Annotated in this window: 13 protein-coding genes; 6 read left to right on the forward strand and 7 right to left on the reverse strand. The window is 71.5% G+C overall.

The features are described 5' to 3' along the window. Positions 1-122 precede the first annotated feature (122 nt). Together OG453_RS29385 and OG453_RS29390 are read right to left on the reverse strand one after the other, a co-directional pair. Positions 123-1,472, reverse strand: a complete 1,350-nt coding sequence (locus OG453_RS29385; protein WP_266871559.1) for a hypothetical protein — start codon at positions 1,470-1,472, stop codon at positions 123-125. After that, positions 1,465-2,760, reverse strand: coding sequence for an MFS transporter (locus OG453_RS29390; RefSeq protein WP_266871560.1), 1,296 nt, complete (start codon positions 2,758-2,760; stop codon positions 1,465-1,467). Before OG453_RS29390 ends, OG453_RS29385 begins: the two co-directional genes overlap by 8 nt. Positions 2,761-2,883: 123 nt before the next feature. On the opposite strand from OG453_RS29390, the gene OG453_RS29395 reads away from it, so the two are divergent. The 5 genes from OG453_RS29395 to OG453_RS29415 all read left to right on the forward strand — a co-directional run bounded on the left by OG453_RS29395 (position 2,884) and on the right by OG453_RS29415 (position 10,900). Beyond that, positions 2,884-3,831, forward strand: a complete 948-nt coding sequence (locus OG453_RS29395) for a LysR family transcriptional regulator (RefSeq protein WP_266871561.1) — start codon at positions 2,884-2,886, stop codon at positions 3,829-3,831. An 86-nt stretch (positions 3,832-3,917) separates the two neighbouring features. Next, positions 3,918-4,304: a CU044_2847 family protein gene (locus OG453_RS29400; protein ID WP_266871562.1), complete on the forward strand. Its 387-nt coding sequence runs from the start codon at positions 3,918-3,920 to the stop codon at positions 4,302-4,304. A 3-nt stretch (positions 4,305-4,307) separates the two neighbouring features. After that, the gene (locus tag OG453_RS29405; protein ID WP_266871563.1) at positions 4,308-6,464 is read left to right on the forward strand and encodes a trypsin-like peptidase domain-containing protein; all 2,157 of its coding nucleotides are present in this window, start codon (positions 4,308-4,310) and stop codon (positions 6,462-6,464) included. Positions 6,465-6,554: 90 nt separating this feature from the next. Further along, positions 6,555-7,505: a MoxR family ATPase gene (locus OG453_RS29410; protein WP_266871564.1), complete on the forward strand. Its 951-nt coding sequence runs from the start codon at positions 6,555-6,557 to the stop codon at positions 7,503-7,505. A 2-nt stretch (positions 7,506-7,507) separates the two neighbouring features. Further along, positions 7,508-10,900, forward strand: a complete 3,393-nt coding sequence (locus OG453_RS29415; RefSeq protein WP_266871566.1) for an SAV_2336 N-terminal domain-related protein — start codon at positions 7,508-7,510, stop codon at positions 10,898-10,900. Here the strand turns inward: OG453_RS29415 and OG453_RS29420 are convergent. Next, positions 10,897-11,367 (reverse strand): hypothetical protein, encoded by a 471-nt coding sequence (locus tag OG453_RS29420; protein WP_266871567.1) that lies wholly within the window; start codon positions 11,365-11,367, stop codon positions 10,897-10,899. The two genes, OG453_RS29415 and OG453_RS29420, sit on opposite strands and share 4 nt — an antisense overlap. A gap of 92 nt (positions 11,368-11,459) precedes the next feature. Continuing rightward, positions 11,460-11,870, reverse strand: a complete 411-nt coding sequence (locus OG453_RS29425; protein ID WP_266871568.1) for an organic hydroperoxide resistance protein — start codon at positions 11,868-11,870, stop codon at positions 11,460-11,462. A gap of 152 nt (positions 11,871-12,022) precedes the next feature. Between OG453_RS29425 and OG453_RS29430 the strand changes: the two genes are divergently transcribed. After that, positions 12,023-12,520 (forward strand): MarR family winged helix-turn-helix transcriptional regulator, encoded by a 498-nt coding sequence (locus OG453_RS29430; protein ID WP_266871569.1) that lies wholly within the window; start codon positions 12,023-12,025, stop codon positions 12,518-12,520. 27 nt (positions 12,521-12,547) lie between these two features. Here the strand turns inward: OG453_RS29430 and OG453_RS29435 are convergent, their stop codons facing one another. The 3 genes from OG453_RS29435 to OG453_RS29445 are packed head-to-tail and all read right to left on the reverse strand — an operon-like array spanning position 12,548 to position 15,539. Further along, positions 12,548-13,558 carry an ABC transporter substrate-binding protein gene (locus tag OG453_RS29435; protein ID WP_266871570.1) on the reverse strand — a complete coding sequence of 337 codons (1,011 nt, stop codon included), beginning with the start codon at positions 13,556-13,558 and terminating at the stop codon, positions 12,548-12,550. A 57-nt stretch (positions 13,559-13,615) separates the two neighbouring features. Continuing rightward, positions 13,616-14,389, reverse strand: coding sequence for an ABC transporter ATP-binding protein (locus tag OG453_RS29440; RefSeq protein ID WP_266873168.1), 774 nt, complete (start codon positions 14,387-14,389; stop codon positions 13,616-13,618). Positions 14,390-14,426: 37 nt separating this feature from the next. Continuing rightward, positions 14,427-15,539 carry an iron ABC transporter permease gene (locus OG453_RS29445; protein WP_266871571.1) on the reverse strand — a complete coding sequence of 371 codons (1,113 nt, stop codon included), beginning with the start codon at positions 15,537-15,539 and terminating at the stop codon, positions 14,427-14,429. Between the last annotated feature and the right edge of the window lie 124 nt (positions 15,540-15,663).

A 15,663-nucleotide genomic window follows, 5' to 3' on the forward strand; every position in this document is an offset into this window, starting at 1 on the left:
GCCGCAGGGCGTTGGAGCTGTACTGGAGTGCAGGGGGTGCGAAGTGCGTTGCCTGATGGTGAGGGTGGGGTGACCCGCCGTCAAGAGAGGAAACCGGTCAGATGTCGGGCAGGGGGGTTCGGTTATCGGACGCCCCGCTGGGCTGCTGAGCCCTTGGGTGCCTGTTGCGCGGCACGCCGGGCCCAGGTCCGCAGCTTCAGGTCAGGATCCTCCAGGAGTGCGGCTGCCGCCCGCCGCGCCGCGGTCCCGCCGTGCGCGCCGAGCAGCCGGAACGCGGCCACGCGGATGTGCCGGGGCCGCTCGCGCTCGGTGCGTTCCAGGAGCCAGTCGGCGGGGAGTTGCTTCGCAGAGGGGAGGAGGGCGACGGCTGTCTCGCGTACGACACCGGGGGCGGGGTCGTCGAGCAGCGGGGTCAGCCGTCGTGTGTCCGCGAGGTCCAAGGTCCGGAGTCCCGCGACAGCCTGAGCCCGCACTCCACCCGCCGGATGGACGAGGAGCCGCCACAGCAGTGCGCCGTCCCCGCGGTCTCCGCACTCGGCGAGGCCGATGACCGCGCCGGGCGCGAGGGCCGGATCGTCCGGCGTCGCGCACCGCTCCCGGTACCAGGCCGCCGGGCTGCCTCCGTACTGTCGTACGACGTACCGGGCGCAGGCACGCACCACCGCGGAACGGTCGCCGAGGAACGGCTCGGCACGCTCCGGCCGACCCGCCCGGCGCAGCGCGGTGACACCGGCCGACCGGACGCGCGGGGCACGCGCGGTCAGCAGCGGTTCGAGCAGGTCTTCGACATCAACGTCCGTCTCCTGCATGGTCGTGAGCGCCGCCGTCGCGCACAGGTCCTGGACGATTGCGTCCTCGTCACGTGCCGCCGTGCGGGCCAGTTCGGCGGGGCTCAGGCGGCGGTCCTCGACCGCCAGCCGGTAGGCGAAGCGTCGGGTGCCGCGGTCGGGGTGGCCGAAGAGAGCGGCTAGTTGTTCGAGGTGTGCCTGGCGCAGTGCGTCAGCGAGCAGCTCGATGCCGAAGTCGCCCCGGTCGCGGTGGCCGAGTCGCAGGATCAGTGGGGCGAGGTCCGCGGCCGTTTGTGGGGTCAGCGCCTCGCGCAGGAGCCCCCGGGCGCGCTCACGCACGGGGGCCGCCCAGTCGGCGCAGCGGATCGCGATCAGCGGCAGGAGGTCGGGGTGCGGCCGCGACTGACGTATCGCGGCCTGGCGGATCCTGCCGTCGCGGTGGCAGAGGGCGAGCGCGAGGCCGGACTCGCCGAGCCGTGTCAGATCGGCGGGCAGCGGGGCCGTGCGCTCCCAGTCCGGCAGGGGCACCCCCTGGTACCAGCACACCTCCCGCACCCCCGCGTCCAGTGAGAGCCAGCCGCCGGGGTCGGCGACGGCCGCCACCACACTCCGCAGCGACGCCCCCTCCGCGAGCCGCACCGCCGCCGCTGAGCCGTCCCTGCTGTCCTCGATGCTCTTACGCATGACCGTGAGTATGGGCTGTGGGTTGCCGCTCCATGAGCCCAGGGGCGGACAGATGTATCCGTCTGGGCAGCAGGAGCGGTGTGGCCAGCAGCAGGACGCCGGAGAGAGTGATCGCGGCGAGTGGGCTGGTGAGTGTGGCGAGGATGCCCCAGAGCACCATCAGGGCGGCTTGGAGGAGTTTGCCGGCGGCACTCCACGTACTGAGGATCTGGGCGGTGAGATCCGCGGGAGTCCGTTGCAGGCGTTCTGTCGCGTAGATCGGGTTGAAGATGCCCATGCAGGTGATCAGGAAGCCCTCGACGATGATCACGGTGAGGAGTCCGGGGATGCCGGGGCGGACGCATGCGAGACCGAGGGGGAAGAGCGATCGCAGCCAGCCGGCGACCGTCATGACCCGGTGCCGGCCGTAGCGGGTCACGAGGCGCGCGGAGAGGCGGGCGCCCACGAAGCCGCCGAGTGCCGGGATGCCGAAGGCGAGACCGTACTGCCAGGCCGGGAAGTGGTACTGGCCGAGGAGGAGTACGGACAGGAGCGGGGCGGTGGCCATGATCAGGCCGCCGACCAGGATCTGATTGGCGAACAGGCGCCTCAGCACGTGGTCGCGGAGGATGAAACGCCAGCCGAGGAGAAGGTCGGCTCCGCGTGACCTGGTGGGCCGGTCGCGGGGCGCAGTCGCGGCGTCAGTGCCGCGGACGACGTGCCGGCCGCCGACGATGTCGTCACCGCGGATGCGGAGGACCCCGAGCGCCGACAGCAGGTAGCTGAGTGCGTCGGCCATGACGGTGATGACCGGGCCGAGCAGCCCTATGAGTGCGCCGCCGAGGGGCGGGCCCGCCGCCGTCGCCACCCAGCTCGTGCCCTCGAATCTGCCGTTCGCCACCAGGAGTTGATCGCCGCGGACGAGATGCTTCAGATACGCGCCTGATGCCGCGCTGAAGGCGATGCCCGCCGTCCCGGAGATGACCGACACGGCGAGCAGCTGGCCGTAGGAGAGCAGGTCGAGGACGTACGCGATCGGGACACTCGCCATCGCGGCGAACCGGATCAGGTCCATCGCGATCATCACCGGACGCTTGGCCCGGTGCTCGACCCACGGCCCCAGCGAGAACGCGACCACCGCCGCGACAGCGAGCCCGGCCGCCTCCAGGAGCGACACGGCGAACGCCGGCGCGTGCAGCACGCTCACCGCGATCAGCGGGAACGCGCCGAAGGCGATCCACGTGCCGTACGTACTGACGGCGTACGCCGACCACAGCCAACCGAAACTGTGCCCCAACCGCACGCGCATGCGACTCCCTCGTGACAACCGATGTTTGGGTCTCCGCATCACATCGGCCACAACACCCCGGGGTCAAACAACCGGACCCCGCACCAGCCACAACCATCAGTTGGGCATGCGTAAGCTGGCTGCATGGATACCGAGGCGGTGCGATCGTTCGTCCGCGCGGCCGATCTTGGGCAGCTGCAGCACGCGGCCGACGAGCTCGGCGTGACGCAGCAGGCCGTGTCGAAGCGGATCGCGGCCCTTGAGCGCGAGCTCGACGTCCGGCTCTTCACCCGCACCGCCCGAGGGGTCGAGCTGACGCTCGACGGCCAGGCCTTCCTGCCGCACGCCCGGAACATCGTCACGGGAGTCGATCGCGCCGTCACCGCGATCAGGCCGGGCTCGCGGGCCCTTCGGATCGACGTCCTCGGCCTGCGGTCCGCGCAGGCCGTCATCCTGCACGACTACTGGCGGTCACATCCCGAAACCGACCTCGACGTGGTGACCCTCAGGGTCAATGACCCGCGCATGGCGGTCGCCGCCGTCCAGGCAGGCGACATCGACGCCTCGTTCCGCTCGGTCACCGACCCGGCCACCCTGCCGCGCGACGTGCAGATCATCCACGCGTTCGACTCCCCGCTGGAACTCCTCGTCGGCCCGAGGCACCCGCTCGCCTCCGCACGCACACTGACACCGGCCCAGCTGCGCAAGCACCGGATCTGGGTGCCGGGCATCGCGCCGCGCAGCGAATGGGCGGAGTTCTACGATCAGCTCGCCACGGACTTCGACCTCCGCATCGACGCCGCGGGCCCGAACTTCGGCAACGAGGTGCTCCTCGACATCCTCGCGGACTCCGCGGACGTGGCAACGCTCGTGGGCTCGCGCGACCGCTACATCTGGCCGACCAACCACGACCTGCGCCGCATCCCGGTCGTGAACCCGACGCTCGCGTACCCGCTCTCGCTCATCTTCCCGCGAGCGAATCCGCACCCGGGACTCCGGGCGATCATCCATCACTTCGGAAGCCTGGCGCCGCTCCCCGAGCCGGCCTGGCGGCCGTCCTGGGCGACGGCACCGGGCAGCGGCGACGCGTGACGTAGTGGCTTGCTTCGTTCGAAGACGTAGCGGCCTGCTTCGTTCGAACCCGGTACGCCGTCCGCATTGATCGGCACAATGTGAAGGTGCCGAACTTCACTGAGCTCGAGTTAGCCGACGGTACCGCCATCCGCTTCGAGGTGTTCCCCGCGCAGGCGTCGCCGCCGGTGCCCGGATCCGGGGCGGACGGTGATCTGCCCGACGGGATGGGGCACAGCGTTCCGGTGGCGCGCGGCGGGGACGCGGTGGCCGCGTTCGCCGTCGAGGCGCTGCGGACGACCCTGCGCCCGCTGGGGCCGCTGATCCGCGAGGTGCACGACGCGGTGATGGAATCCGAACGGCCCCCGCAGGAAGCGAATGTGACGTTCGGCGTGCAGGTCGGGCAGGACCTCAAGCTCGGCATCGTCGGCGGCAGCGGGCAGGCCCACCTCACCGTATCGGCGACGTGGCAGCGGCCCTCGCAAGCGGGCTGACGGATGGGCTGGTTCCTGACCGAGGCGCGCTCCCCCTCGGCCGACCCCCGGCACTGCGTCGTCTCGGTGCTGCGCACGCGCGACGTCAAGACCGCGGGAGCCGGGGTGTTGATGACCTCGGGCCGGCTGCTGACCTGCGCCCATGTCGTCAATGACGCGCTGGGGCGGCACCTGTTCGACACCCGGCACCCCGGCCGCGAGACGGTTCATGTGACCCTGCGCGGCCCTTCCGCCTCGGTCAACTACGCGACCAGGGTGGCCTATTGGATCCCGCCGCGGCGTCGTGACGGCGCGGACGAGGTGCGGGAGAAGGACGATCACGAGTGGCTCGGCGACCTCGCGGTGCTGCGCCTCGACTCGGTGCCCCACGAGTCCGTCGCAGCGCCGATGTGGCAGCCGATGGCGCCGGGGCAGTCGCTGCGGGCCTGGCACGGCAGCGGACTGAGCAGTTCCTTCGCCGACGTACGGGTCAAGACGTGCGACGAGTCGATCGGGTACGTGGACGGGGAACCCACCGGCATGCCCATCGGCCCCGCGTTCAGCGGCGGTCCGCTCTGGTCGGTCACCGACAACGCCGCCGTCGGCCTGGTGGTCGCCCACATCATGCCGCCCGCCGATCCCGTCACCGGTGCGGCCAGGCCGTTCAGTTCCCAGCACGTCTCGCGCCGCAGCTGGGGCATCCCCTGGCAGCGCATCGAGGCCGAGCTGCGCGGTGCCGGCGCGGGGGAGCTGCTGGAGAGCGCAGAGGCCGATCCGGACGATCCCGCGCTGCCGGTGCTCACCGAACTCATCGAGGGCATCATGCCCTCTCCCGTGCTGCGCGGGGACCACGCGAGGGCCGTCGCCCGCCGGTGCGGACACGGACACCCGGGTGGCGAATCGGCCCCCACGCCCGAGGAGTTCGCCCGGCTCCTGGTCACCGATCCGCGGGCGCTCGCCGCGCTCACCGAGGTGCTGCGGCGCCCGGAGCCCGCGGCTGTCCGCCCACTCCTCAACGCCGGGCAGTTCTCTCCGGTGCCGCGGCTGCTCTCGCCCGACGAGCACCGCAAGCTGCACCAGACCCTGAAGTCGATCCCCGCGGCGACCCTGGCCCGGCTGCCGGAAGCGGTGCGGGCCGCGCTGCCGCTGGCCGCCGCGTTCCCCGGTGACGACTCGCCCGACGGCTACCTCGATCATCTCGAGCGGCTCGGCGGCGACAGCCGTACGGAGGGGGAAGGGCCGCGGGTGCCGGCACTGGTGCGGGTGATGGAGTACCTGGCGGCCCTCTGCCTGCCCGCGCAGTGCGCACGGCTGCGGCTCTGGTCGGACGGGGTCGCCAAGCGGCTCGGCATCCCGCGCTCGGCCCTCGCCGAGCGCCGCTCCGACGCGGTGGACTGGGCCAGGACACAGGCCGAACAGGACGTGCCACTACGGGTGTTGGTGCAGGTGAGCCGCAGCGGCGAGGACCGCTACCGGCTGCGCGTCTGGTGCGACGAGGGTGCGGGCCCCCGCCAGGTGTCGACGGACGGCGAGGTCACCTTCAGCGCCGCGAAGGCCGCGCGGGAGCTGCTTCGGGTCCTCGAATCGCTGCACCAGGCATCCCCGAGCGACCGAAGACCGCTGGTCGAGGCGCTGGTCGACCGGGCGGGACTGAACCTCCCCATAGACGAGTGGGAGAGCTTCGGGCCCGACGACCTGGTGCCGGGCGTGCTCGGCGCGGAGTACCCCCTGGTCGTCAACTGCCCGGAACTCCTGCGCCGCAACGAGCGTTTCCTTCCTGACTGGCGCCGCCGGTGGCGTCAGCTCGACACGGGCATCTCACTCCTGTTCGCCGACGAGGCGCTGGGATTGCGCGAGATCTACGGCACGCTGATGGACCGCGTGGACGCCGTGCGGGTGGCCGTGGACGTGCCGCCGCGGCTGCGCGACGAGGTCGTACAGGTGTGTCTGGCGGTCGGCGTCCCGATCGTCGTGTGGGACCGGGGCCTCGGGCGCGAGTCGCATGCCGTGGCGCGGATGAGCGGCGTGACCACCCGTGAACTGCCCGAAGGTGTTCGGTCCTACCGCGCCAAGACCGTGCACCAGCCGCGCGCCTTCCCCGGACGCCCGGTCCTCGCCTGGGCCGACCCCGACCGCACGGTTCCGCAACTGCATCTGTCCGAGCCGCAGGAGGGCATATGAGCACGGCCATGAACGGCAGCCGGGAGGGCTTATGAGCACGGCCACGATCGGCAGCCGGGAGGGCTTATGAGCACGGGCCCAGGAGGGGACATGAGCACGGCATCGAACGGCAGCTGGCGGATCTTCCGCGGTGACGGTCTCGCACGTCCCGTCACCATGCCGCCCGCCCCGCCCTGGCGCCGGTTCACCCCGCAGGACGGCACCACCGCGCCGCTGCCCTATCTGATCGCCCAGGAGCACGCCGACGTGGTCAACGCGGCACTGCATCTGCGCAGGCCGCTGCTTGTCACCGGGCCCGCGGGCACCGGCAAGTCCTCGCTCGCGCGGGCCGTCGCCCATGAACTGAGCCTCGGCGAGCTGCTGCGCTGGCCGGTCAACAGCCGCTCAAGCGTGCAGGACGCGCTCTATCAGTACGACGCGATCGGCCGCCTCCGGGAGACCACGCTCAGCCGCGACCGCGGTGACACCGAGCCCTCCATCGGCACCTTCATACGGCTCGGCCCCCTCGGTACGGCCCTGGCGCCGGCCGGCACGCCCCGGGCGCTGCTCGTCGACGAGATGGACAAGGGCGACGTCGATCTGCCCAACGATCTGCTTACCGTCTTCGAGGAGGGCGTCTTCGAGATACCTGAACTGGCCCGGCTGCCCGAGGAGATGGCGACGGTCGACGTGCTGACGGCCGACCATCACGGCACGGTCGCCGTGGCTCAGGGCCGGGTGCAGTGCGTCGAGTTCCCGGTCGTCGTCATCACCAGCAACGGGGAGCGGGACTTCCCGCCCGCCTTCCTGCGCCGCTGCATCCGGCTCGATCTGCCGGTGCCGGACGAGGACCGGCTGCGGGCCATCGTCTCGGCACACCTCGGGGACGGCGCGCTCCTGGAGGTCGACGACCTTCTGCAGGCGTTCCTGCGCCGCCGGGCGCCCGGTGAACTCGCCACGGACCAGTTGCTCAACGCGGTGTTCCTGCGGGCCGGGGGAGTGGACCTGGACGCCGAAGGACTGCTTGACGCCGTGCTCCACCAGCTGACCGGAAGCCTCTGACCGTGGACCGCCGGGACGACAGCCGCCGGGACGACAGCCTGGGCACCGCCCTGCGGATCCTCAAGGCGGCGGGGCAGGACCTCGACGCGCACGAGGTCCTCGATGTGCTGTGGCTGGCCAAGCGCCTGGCCGACGGTCCCGAAGGGCTGCCCCTTGCGCGGGCCGTCCGCCAAAGGCCGGTGAATCCGGCCGTGTCCCCCGCCGAGCCCGCCGCGCCCGCCGAGGACGACGGCGAGGTCCCCGAACCCGGCACGCCCGACGACGACTTGCCCGATCTCACCACTCCGGAGCTGCACGCCGCGTCCCTGCCGCCGCTCGTCCCCGACCGCCCGGTGCCGCTTCCGGCGGACGACGAGCAGCCCGCACTTCCGCTGCGCGTCCCTGAGGACAAGGCGCTCCGTCAGGAACTGCTCATCGGCCGCGCGCTGCGCCCGCTGAAGCGGAAACGGCCCAGCAGATGGCGTCAGGAACTGGACGAGGCGGCGACCGCTGCGGCGCTCGCCGAGACGAGGCTGCCCGATGTGGTCATGCGCCCGGCGCGCGAACGCTGGCTGCATCTGGCGCTCGTCGTCGACGGCGGCCTGTCGATGCTGCTGTGGCACCGGCTCGCCGCCGACCTGCGCACGGCGCTGCAACGCCTGGCCGCGTTCCGCTCCATCCGTGTCCTGGGTCTCGACACCCGTGGCTCCGACGCCCCGGTGCTGCACGGGCGGCCCTTCGAGACCGGTGCCTCCACCATGTCGCCGACCGTACTGCTCGACCCGACCGGGCAGACGCTGGTCCTGGTCGTCAGCGACGGCCTCGGCGGCGCCTGGCGGCGCGGCACCATGCACGACGTCCTCCTCGACTGGGCCACCAGCGGTCCCGTGGCGGTCCTGCACACCCTGCCGCCCACGCTCTGGGACGGTTCCGGGATCCAGGCCGACCGCTGGCAGGCCACCACCCGCAGACCGGGCGGCGCCAACACGTCGTGGGAGATCACCGACCGCGTACTGCCCGCGGGCGTCGCCGACTTCTCCGGCGTACCCATTCCCGTACTCGAACCGGCGGCGGATTCGCTGCGCGACTGGTCGCTGCTGCTCACCTCGCCGGGCACCACCGTCGAACTGCCGCTCCTCGCCCGGCCGCAGCGGCACGCACCGATCACTCCGGGGCGCGAGGTGCGCGGCATCCAGCACTTCCGTGACGCGGCTTCCCCGGAGGCGTACCGCCTTGCCGCGCATCTGGCCGCCGTCTCCCCGCTCTCCGTGCCGGTCATGCGGCTCGTGCAGTCCGCCGTCCCCTGGCGGGCCCCGGTCGCGCAGTTGGCGGAGGTCTTCCTCGGCGGCCTCATGCATCCGTTCCCGGCCCCCGTGCCCGGACCGCTGCCCGCCAAGCACCGCATCTTCGACTTCACCGAGGAGAGCAAGACGGCGCTGCTCGACGCGGTGCCCAGCTCCGAACTCCTGCGCACAGGGCGCGCGATCGGCCGCCGCCTGGAGCAACTCGCGGGCCGTTCACCCGACTTCCCCGTCTGGCTCACCCACCCGGAGGGGGCGGACACCGTGCCCGCCGCCTTCCATGCGTTCACCGCCGTCGAGCGCAGGCTCCTGGCCCGGTTCGGCGTGGCGATGCAGCCCCGCACCCCCGCCTTCGAGGCATCGGACAGGCCGCGCGCGCAGCCGTGGTCGCCCTTGACGCCGCAGGATCCGCAACGCCTGGGCCGCTACCAGTTGTTGGGCCGCCGCTCGGGCACCCGAACCCTCGTCTACCTCGGCCGGGACGCCGACGGCGGTGAGGCCGCGCTGCGGGTGGCCCGCCCCGAACTGCCCGTCGCCACCGAGCAGTTGCTGATCACCGAGGCCGAGGCGCTGCGCCGGATGCACGGACGGTACGCCCCTGAACTCCTCGCCACCGGTCTCGACGGCCGCCCGCCGTGGCTCGCCATGCGGCTGATCGCGGCGCCCGGAAGCACGGACCGGCAGCCGCCCCGGCTCGATGAACTCCTCGCGTACGAAACCCCGGAGGGCACCGCCGCGTTCGACATCCTCACCAGCCTGCTGCTCGCCTGGCATCTGGCAAGCGCGCTGAGCATCTGCCATCTCAACGGTCTTGTGCCGGCCGGTCTCTCTCCCGACTCGGTGATCGTCCTGGAGCGGTCCGTGGTGCTCGTCGGCCTGTCGGACTGCGTCGTGGACGGCGAGTACTCCGGTGCGGGGGCGGCGCCGACACGCGAGGACAACATCAGGTCGCTCGGCGAACTGCTGCGGTTGATCAGCAGCAAACGGCAGGCCTCCGTGCCCGGCCTGCCGGACGGCATGCACCTGTGGCAGGGCACCACCTGGGAGCCCCTGCGCGACATGGTCAAGCAGTGCCTGGACCCGGATCCGCGGCGCCGGCCGACCGCGGTTTCGGTCGCCGACCAGCTGGCCCGGTACGTGGCGATCGCCCAGGCCATGCGAGGCGGCGACCGGAAGTTCTCGGGGCAGGCTCCGGCTTCTCCCGGCCGACCGGCCGAGCGCCCGCTCCTGGTGGCCCGGCCGGGCGAGAGCGGCACCCCGACCGCGTCCCGCATCGGCCGCCGCAGTCTCCGCATCGACCTGGGCATCGGCGGCGCCCGCGCCGCGCACGAGCGCCGTCTCGAGCTGGTCCGGCGCCCGCTCACGTACAACAGACGCATCACCGTGGTCGGCGCCCACCCGAACTGCGGCCGGTCGACCACCACCTTCATGCTGGGCTCGCTCTTCGTGGCGGTGCGCGGGGAGCCGGTCCTCGCCATGGACGGCGCACCGGCCAGCGGTGACCTGAACGACTATCTGGTCCGGCAGGGCGCCGCGACCCCGCGCGACCTCACGAGGCTGCCGCTGGACGCCGGATACGCGGACATCCGCCGGCTGACCAGCCTCGCTCCCACGGGCCTGGAGATCCTCGCGCACCGTGCCGGCTACGCCACCCGCAGCCCGGCCTACGCGGAGGAGTACCGCCGCATCCTCACGATGACGGCCCGGCACTATCCCGTGACGCTGACGGACTGGGCGGCCCCCACCCGGGATCCGGCCCTCGACGTGGCCCTGGACACGGCCGACCGCCTGATCATCTGCTGCACGACATCGGCCTACTCCGTGGCCGCCGCCACCGAGCTCCTCGCCCGCCTGCGCGAGCACGGCCGGGAGGATCTTGCGGGCAGGGCCGTGATCGTCGCGTCCCGCCTCGGTGGCATCGACAAGCCCGTCCAGGACTCGGAGATCGAGGAGCGCTTCGCCGCCGACTGCGCCGGCACCGTACTCGTCCCGTTCGACCTGCACCTCTCCGAACACCGTGCGAAGGAACTCGGGCGCCTGAGGGCACGTACGGCAGAGGCGTTCCTGGATCTGGCGTCGCGAGTGGTCGCGGATCCGCAGGAGGCGGGGGCTTAGTCCGCTTCGGGGGTCTCCGGCGTCTCCGGCCGCAGCAGCGGATGCTTCACCCCGGGAAACACCCGGGCCCGGACCACCGGCTCCGCGGACGCGCCCTGGACCACCGTCTCGGCGATGCCCCAGGGGCGTCCGGTCAGGACGACGGGGATGGTGTACGAGGACGCGCAGCCCGTGCAGTCATAGCGGTCCGCCCAGGTCTCGACCTCCGTGCGGCTGCCCGGGAAGCGGGCCACGTGGCGGTGGCGGGCGTGGCAGCGGTCGCACTTCTCGCCGGGCTCGCACGTACCGCCGCAGGGGCACGGGACGTCCAGCGTGGCGGCGGGGCGCCAGCGCTGGATGCGGACGGCCTCGGCCGTGGCGCCCATGTCCTTCATCGCCTTCAGGTTGCGGGCGGCCACGTTGTACGACTCGCCGGTCGCCGTCATCCGGTCCCGGATCACGTCCTTGCGTCCGCGGTTCGTCGTCATCTTCTCGGTCCTCCTGGGGTTCACGCAGCCCACCAGGAGGCTCATGAGATAGGGGCGTCGGGCCTTCTACGGTACCTGCCTCCGCAGGGTCCCTACTCGATGACGAGCTCGACCTCGATGTTGCCGCGGGTCGCCTTGGAGTACGGGCAGTACGCGTGCGTCGCCTCGACCAGCTGCTGACCCGTCTCGCCCGCCAGCGCCTCCGGCAGCTCCACGCGCATCACGACCGCGAGGCCGAAGCCCGCGTCGTCCTTGCCGATGGAGACCTCGGCGGTCACCGAGACGTCCTTGGTGTCGACCTTCATCTCACGGCCGACCGCGCCCATCGCACTGGCGAAGCAGGCCGCGTACCCGGCGGCGAAGAGCTGCTCGGGGTTGGTGCCCTGGCCGTTGCCGCCGAGGGCCGGAGGCATCGCGAGCGCGAGGTCGATCTGGCCGTCGGTGCTGACGGCGCGGCCCTCGCGGCCGTTCGCGGTGGCGACGGCGGTGTACAGCGCGTTCATGGGTGTCCTCTTCCGTTGCGGCTTGGTTTCCGTTGCGGCTTGGTCCGGCTGTCGAAGCGACCGATGGGGGTGCGGTCGCTTCGACAGACATAAGAATTGCACGCTATTTAGTTGTGCGCAACTTAATGGCGGGTGGCAGGTACCCTGGATCCATGACCCCGCCCGCCGGCGATCCGCCCCGCCCCGCCACCGACGCGTCCCTGCCCGGCGTCCCCGACGCCGAGCTGCTCCGCCTCGACCACCAGGTCTGCTTCTCGCTGCACGCCGCGTCGCGCGCCTTCGGCGGTGTCTACCGCGACGCCCTCAAGGACCTGGGCCTCACCTACCCCCAGTACCTGGTGATGCTGGTCCTCTGGGAGCACGGCCCGCAGCCCGTCAAGGCGATCGGCGAGCGGCTGCGGCTCGACTCGGGGACGCTCTCGCCGCTGCTCAAGCGGCTGGAGTCCGCGGGGCTCGTCCGGCGTGAGCGCAGTGCCGAGGACGAGCGGTCCGTGACGGTGCGGCTGACCGAGTCCGGCGCGGAGCTGCGCGAGCGCGCGCTGCCCGTGCCGCGGCGGATCCTCGCCTCCACCGGTCTGGCCCTGGAGGAGATCCTCGCTCTGCAGGGGCTGCTCGGCCGCCTCACCGGCGCTCTGGACGAGGCTCACTGAGGCGGCCGAGGGTTCACTCGCGAGGGCTCAGCCCTTCAGTTCCCGCAGGTACTTTCCGAACTTCTCCAGGCCGTCGATGTTGCGCGGCCCGCTGATGCCCTCGTTGTAGTCGAGGACGAAGAAGTTGTTCTTCTTCACGGCCGGGAGTTCCTTGGTGTGCGGGGACTTCTTCAGGAACTCGATCTTCTTCTTGGCGGGCATGTCGCCGTAGTCGAAGATGATGACGACCTCGGGCTCGGCCTTGGTGACGGCCTCCCAGTTCACCTGGGTCCACCGCTCGTCCAGGCCGTCGAAGATGTTCCTGCCGCCCGCGCTCTTGATGATGTCGTTCGGCGGGACCTGGCTGCCGGCCGTGAAGGGCTGGTCGGTGCCGGAGTCGTAGAGGAAGACCGGGACCCGGTCACCCTTCGGGGCCTTGGACTCCACCGCGCTCACGCGCTTCTTGAGGCCGGCCACGACCTCGTCCGCCTTCTTCTCGACCTTGAAGATCTCGCCGAGGCGCTCCAGGTCCGAGTACAGGGCCTTGAACGGCGTTACTTTCTCCGGGTACTTGGGGTAGTTGAAGCAGCTCTCCGTGTGCATGAAGCTCTGGATGCCGAGCTTGTCCAGGATCGCGGGCGTGATGCCCCGCTGGTCGCTGAAGCCCGAGTTCCAGCCCGCCACGACGAAGTCGGACTTGGCCTCCACGACGAGTTCCTTGTTGAGGAGGTCGTCGCTGAGCATCTTCACCTTGGCGTACTCCGACGCCCAAGGGGACTCGCTCACCGGCGGGTTGGCCGGAGGCATCACGTAACCGTGGACGTGCTTCGTCAGGCCGAGGCTGAACAACTTGTCCGCGCTGCCGCCCTCGTAGGCCACGGCGCGCTTCGGGGTCGTGTACTCCACCGGCTCGCCGCAGCGCTTGACGGTGACCTTCTTGGACACTCCCGAAGCCTTGGAGTCCGAGTCCGCATCGACCTCGGCTCCGCAGGCGCTGAGCAGCAGGGTGGCTGCCAGCGCGGATCCGAGTGCGGCGCGCTGCCGGGTGGTTCTGCGCATGGGTGTGGTGCCTTTCAGGGATGGAGAGGGGGTGATGGGGAGTGGGGCAGGGGGAGTTCAGAACGTGGGCGTGAGCGCGTACAGGAGTTGCGGATCGCCCGTCAGGGGGTGGCTGACGACCGTCGCCTTCACGCCGAAGACCTCGTCGATCAGCTCCGTGGTGAGCACTTCCTCCGGCGTGCCCGTGGCCACCAACTCGCCCTGGGACAACACGCCGATGCGGTCGCACGCGGCCGCCGCGAGGTTGAGGTCGTGCAGCACGACCAGGACCGTCAGGCCCGATCCGCGCAGGAGCGAGAGCAGCTCGATCTGGTGGCGTACGTCGAGGTGGTTGGTCGGCTCGTCGAGGACCAGGATCTGTGGCTCTTGGACCAACGCCCTTGCAAGGAGCACGCGTTGGCGTTCGCCGCCCGACAGGGTGAGTACGCCGCGCCGTGCCAGGCGGGTGAGGTCGAGGCGGTCCATCGTCCGTGCGCACAGCTCCAGTTCGCGGCCGCTGAGTGCCTGGTTGCCGCGCAGATGGGGTGCGCGGCCGAGGGCGACGACCTCCTCCACCGTGAAGTCGAGGTCCACCGCGCTGTCCTGGGCCATCGCGGCGACGATCCGTGCGCTGTGCCGCAGGGGCAGGCGGGAGAGGTCGTCGTCGCCGACCCGGACCACGCCGGAGCTCGGGCGCAGGGCGCGGTAGACGCATTTGAGCGCCGTGGACTTGCCGCTGCCGTTCGGGCCGACCAGGCCCACGATGCGGCCGGCGGCCACGTCCAGGGAGAGGTCCCTGACGAGTCGCTTCCCGTCGATCGTCACTGAAAGCCCGTCGAGCGCGAGTCCCATCGCTGGTTCCGTTGCTGGCTCCATTGCGGGTTCCATCTCAACGCCCCCCGAAGACATAGCCCTTGCGCCGCATCAGCGCGATGAACACCGGTACGCCGACCAGTGCCGTGATGACGCCCAGCGGCAGCTCGCGCGGCGCCACCAACGTCCGCGACACCAGATCGACCCAGACCATGAACACCGCCCCGACCAGCGGGGCGACGGCGAGGACCCGCGCATGCGTGGCGCCGACCACCATGCGTACGAGATGCGGCATGACCAGGCCGACGAAGCTGATCGCACCGCTCACCGCGACCATCACGCCGGTGATCAGCGAGGCGAGGACGAGCAGGCCCTTGCGGTGCCGGTCGGGGCTGACGCCGAGGCTCGTCGCGGTCTCGTCGCCGAGCGCCAGGACGTCGAGCGCCCGGCTGTACCGGTGGAGCACGGCCGTGCCGAGCAGCACGGCGACGGCCACGACGGGGAGCGCGCCCCAGGTGGCGGCGCCGAAGCTGCCCATCGTCCAGTACAGGACCATGCTGGTCGCCTCGCTGTCCGGCGCGAAGTAGATGATCACGCTCATCACTGCCTGGAAACCGAGCGCCATGGCGACGCCGGTCAGGACGAGCCGCAGCGGGGCGAGCCCGCCCCCGCGGGTGGCCGACGCGGCGTACACCAGAAGCGAGGCGACCAACGCGCCGATGAACGCCCCCACGGACACCGCGTAGATGCCGAGCGCGGCGAGCCCGCCCGTGACGGTCACGGCGACGGCGCCCACCGAGGCCCCGGACGAGACGCCGAGCACGAACGGATCGGCGAGCGCGTTGCGCACCAGCGCCTGGATGGCAACACCGACCGCGCTCAGCCCGGCGCCGACAAGTGCCGCCAGGAGTATGCGCGGTGTGCGGATCTGCCAGATGATCTGATACGTCGTCACCTCGTCGGCATCGATCTCGCCACCGCTCAGCGCGGCCCACAGCAGCCGGGCGGTATCACCCGGCGAGACGGCGGCAGACCCCATGCCGATGGCCACGACGACGGAGACCAGGAGGAGACCAAAGAGCACGACACAGGCCACCGCGAGACCCGCACGGGTGGCGAGGCGGTCCTTCAGGCCGCCCTTGGCTGACGGGGCGACTCCCGCCGTCGGGGAGGTGGTGGGCGGTGACATGGGCAGTGAGGCCTTTCAATTCAGGGTGGATGAAGCGCCCCGAAGGGGCGCGAGGCTGTGACATGTGCGGCTCCGCCGCGTGGGCGCGACCAGCCACGACGGCGCCGCAGAAGACGGCGGCGAG

Origin of the sequence: Streptomyces sp. NBC_01381, assembly GCF_026340305.1 — a bacterium.
Taxonomy (GTDB): Bacteria; Actinomycetota; Actinomycetes; order Streptomycetales; family Streptomycetaceae; genus Streptomyces.

Coding starts and splice junctions, on each gene's coding strand:
- OG453_RS29385 (WP_266871559.1), bottom strand. CDS start 1,472: ATGCGTAAGAGCATCGAGGACAGCAGGGACGGCTCAGCGGCGGCGGTG.
- OG453_RS29390 (WP_266871560.1), bottom strand. CDS start 2,760: ATGCGCGTGCGGTTGGGGCACAGTTTCGGTTGGCTGTGGTCGGCGTAC.
- OG453_RS29395 (WP_266871561.1), top strand. CDS start 2,884: ATGGATACCGAGGCGGTGCGATCGTTCGTCCGCGCGGCCGATCTTGGG.
- OG453_RS29405 (WP_266871563.1), top strand. CDS start 4,308: ATGGGCTGGTTCCTGACCGAGGCGCGCTCCCCCTCGGCCGACCCCCGG.
- OG453_RS29410 (WP_266871564.1), top strand. CDS start 6,555: ATGAGCACGGCATCGAACGGCAGCTGGCGGATCTTCCGCGGTGACGGT.
- OG453_RS29420 (WP_266871567.1), bottom strand. CDS start 11,367: ATGACGACGAACCGCGGACGCAAGGACGTGATCCGGGACCGGATGACG.
- OG453_RS29425 (WP_266871568.1), bottom strand. CDS start 11,870: ATGAACGCGCTGTACACCGCCGTCGCCACCGCGAACGGCCGCGAGGGC.
- OG453_RS29430 (WP_266871569.1), top strand. CDS start 12,023: ATGACCCCGCCCGCCGGCGATCCGCCCCGCCCCGCCACCGACGCGTCC.
- OG453_RS29435 (WP_266871570.1), bottom strand. CDS start 13,558: ATGCGCAGAACCACCCGGCAGCGCGCCGCACTCGGATCCGCGCTGGCA.
- OG453_RS29440 (WP_266873168.1), bottom strand. CDS start 14,389: ATGGGACTCGCGCTCGACGGGCTTTCAGTGACGATCGACGGGAAGCGA.
- OG453_RS29445 (WP_266871571.1), bottom strand. CDS start 15,539: ATGTCACCGCCCACCACCTCCCCGACGGCGGGAGTCGCCCCGTCAGCC.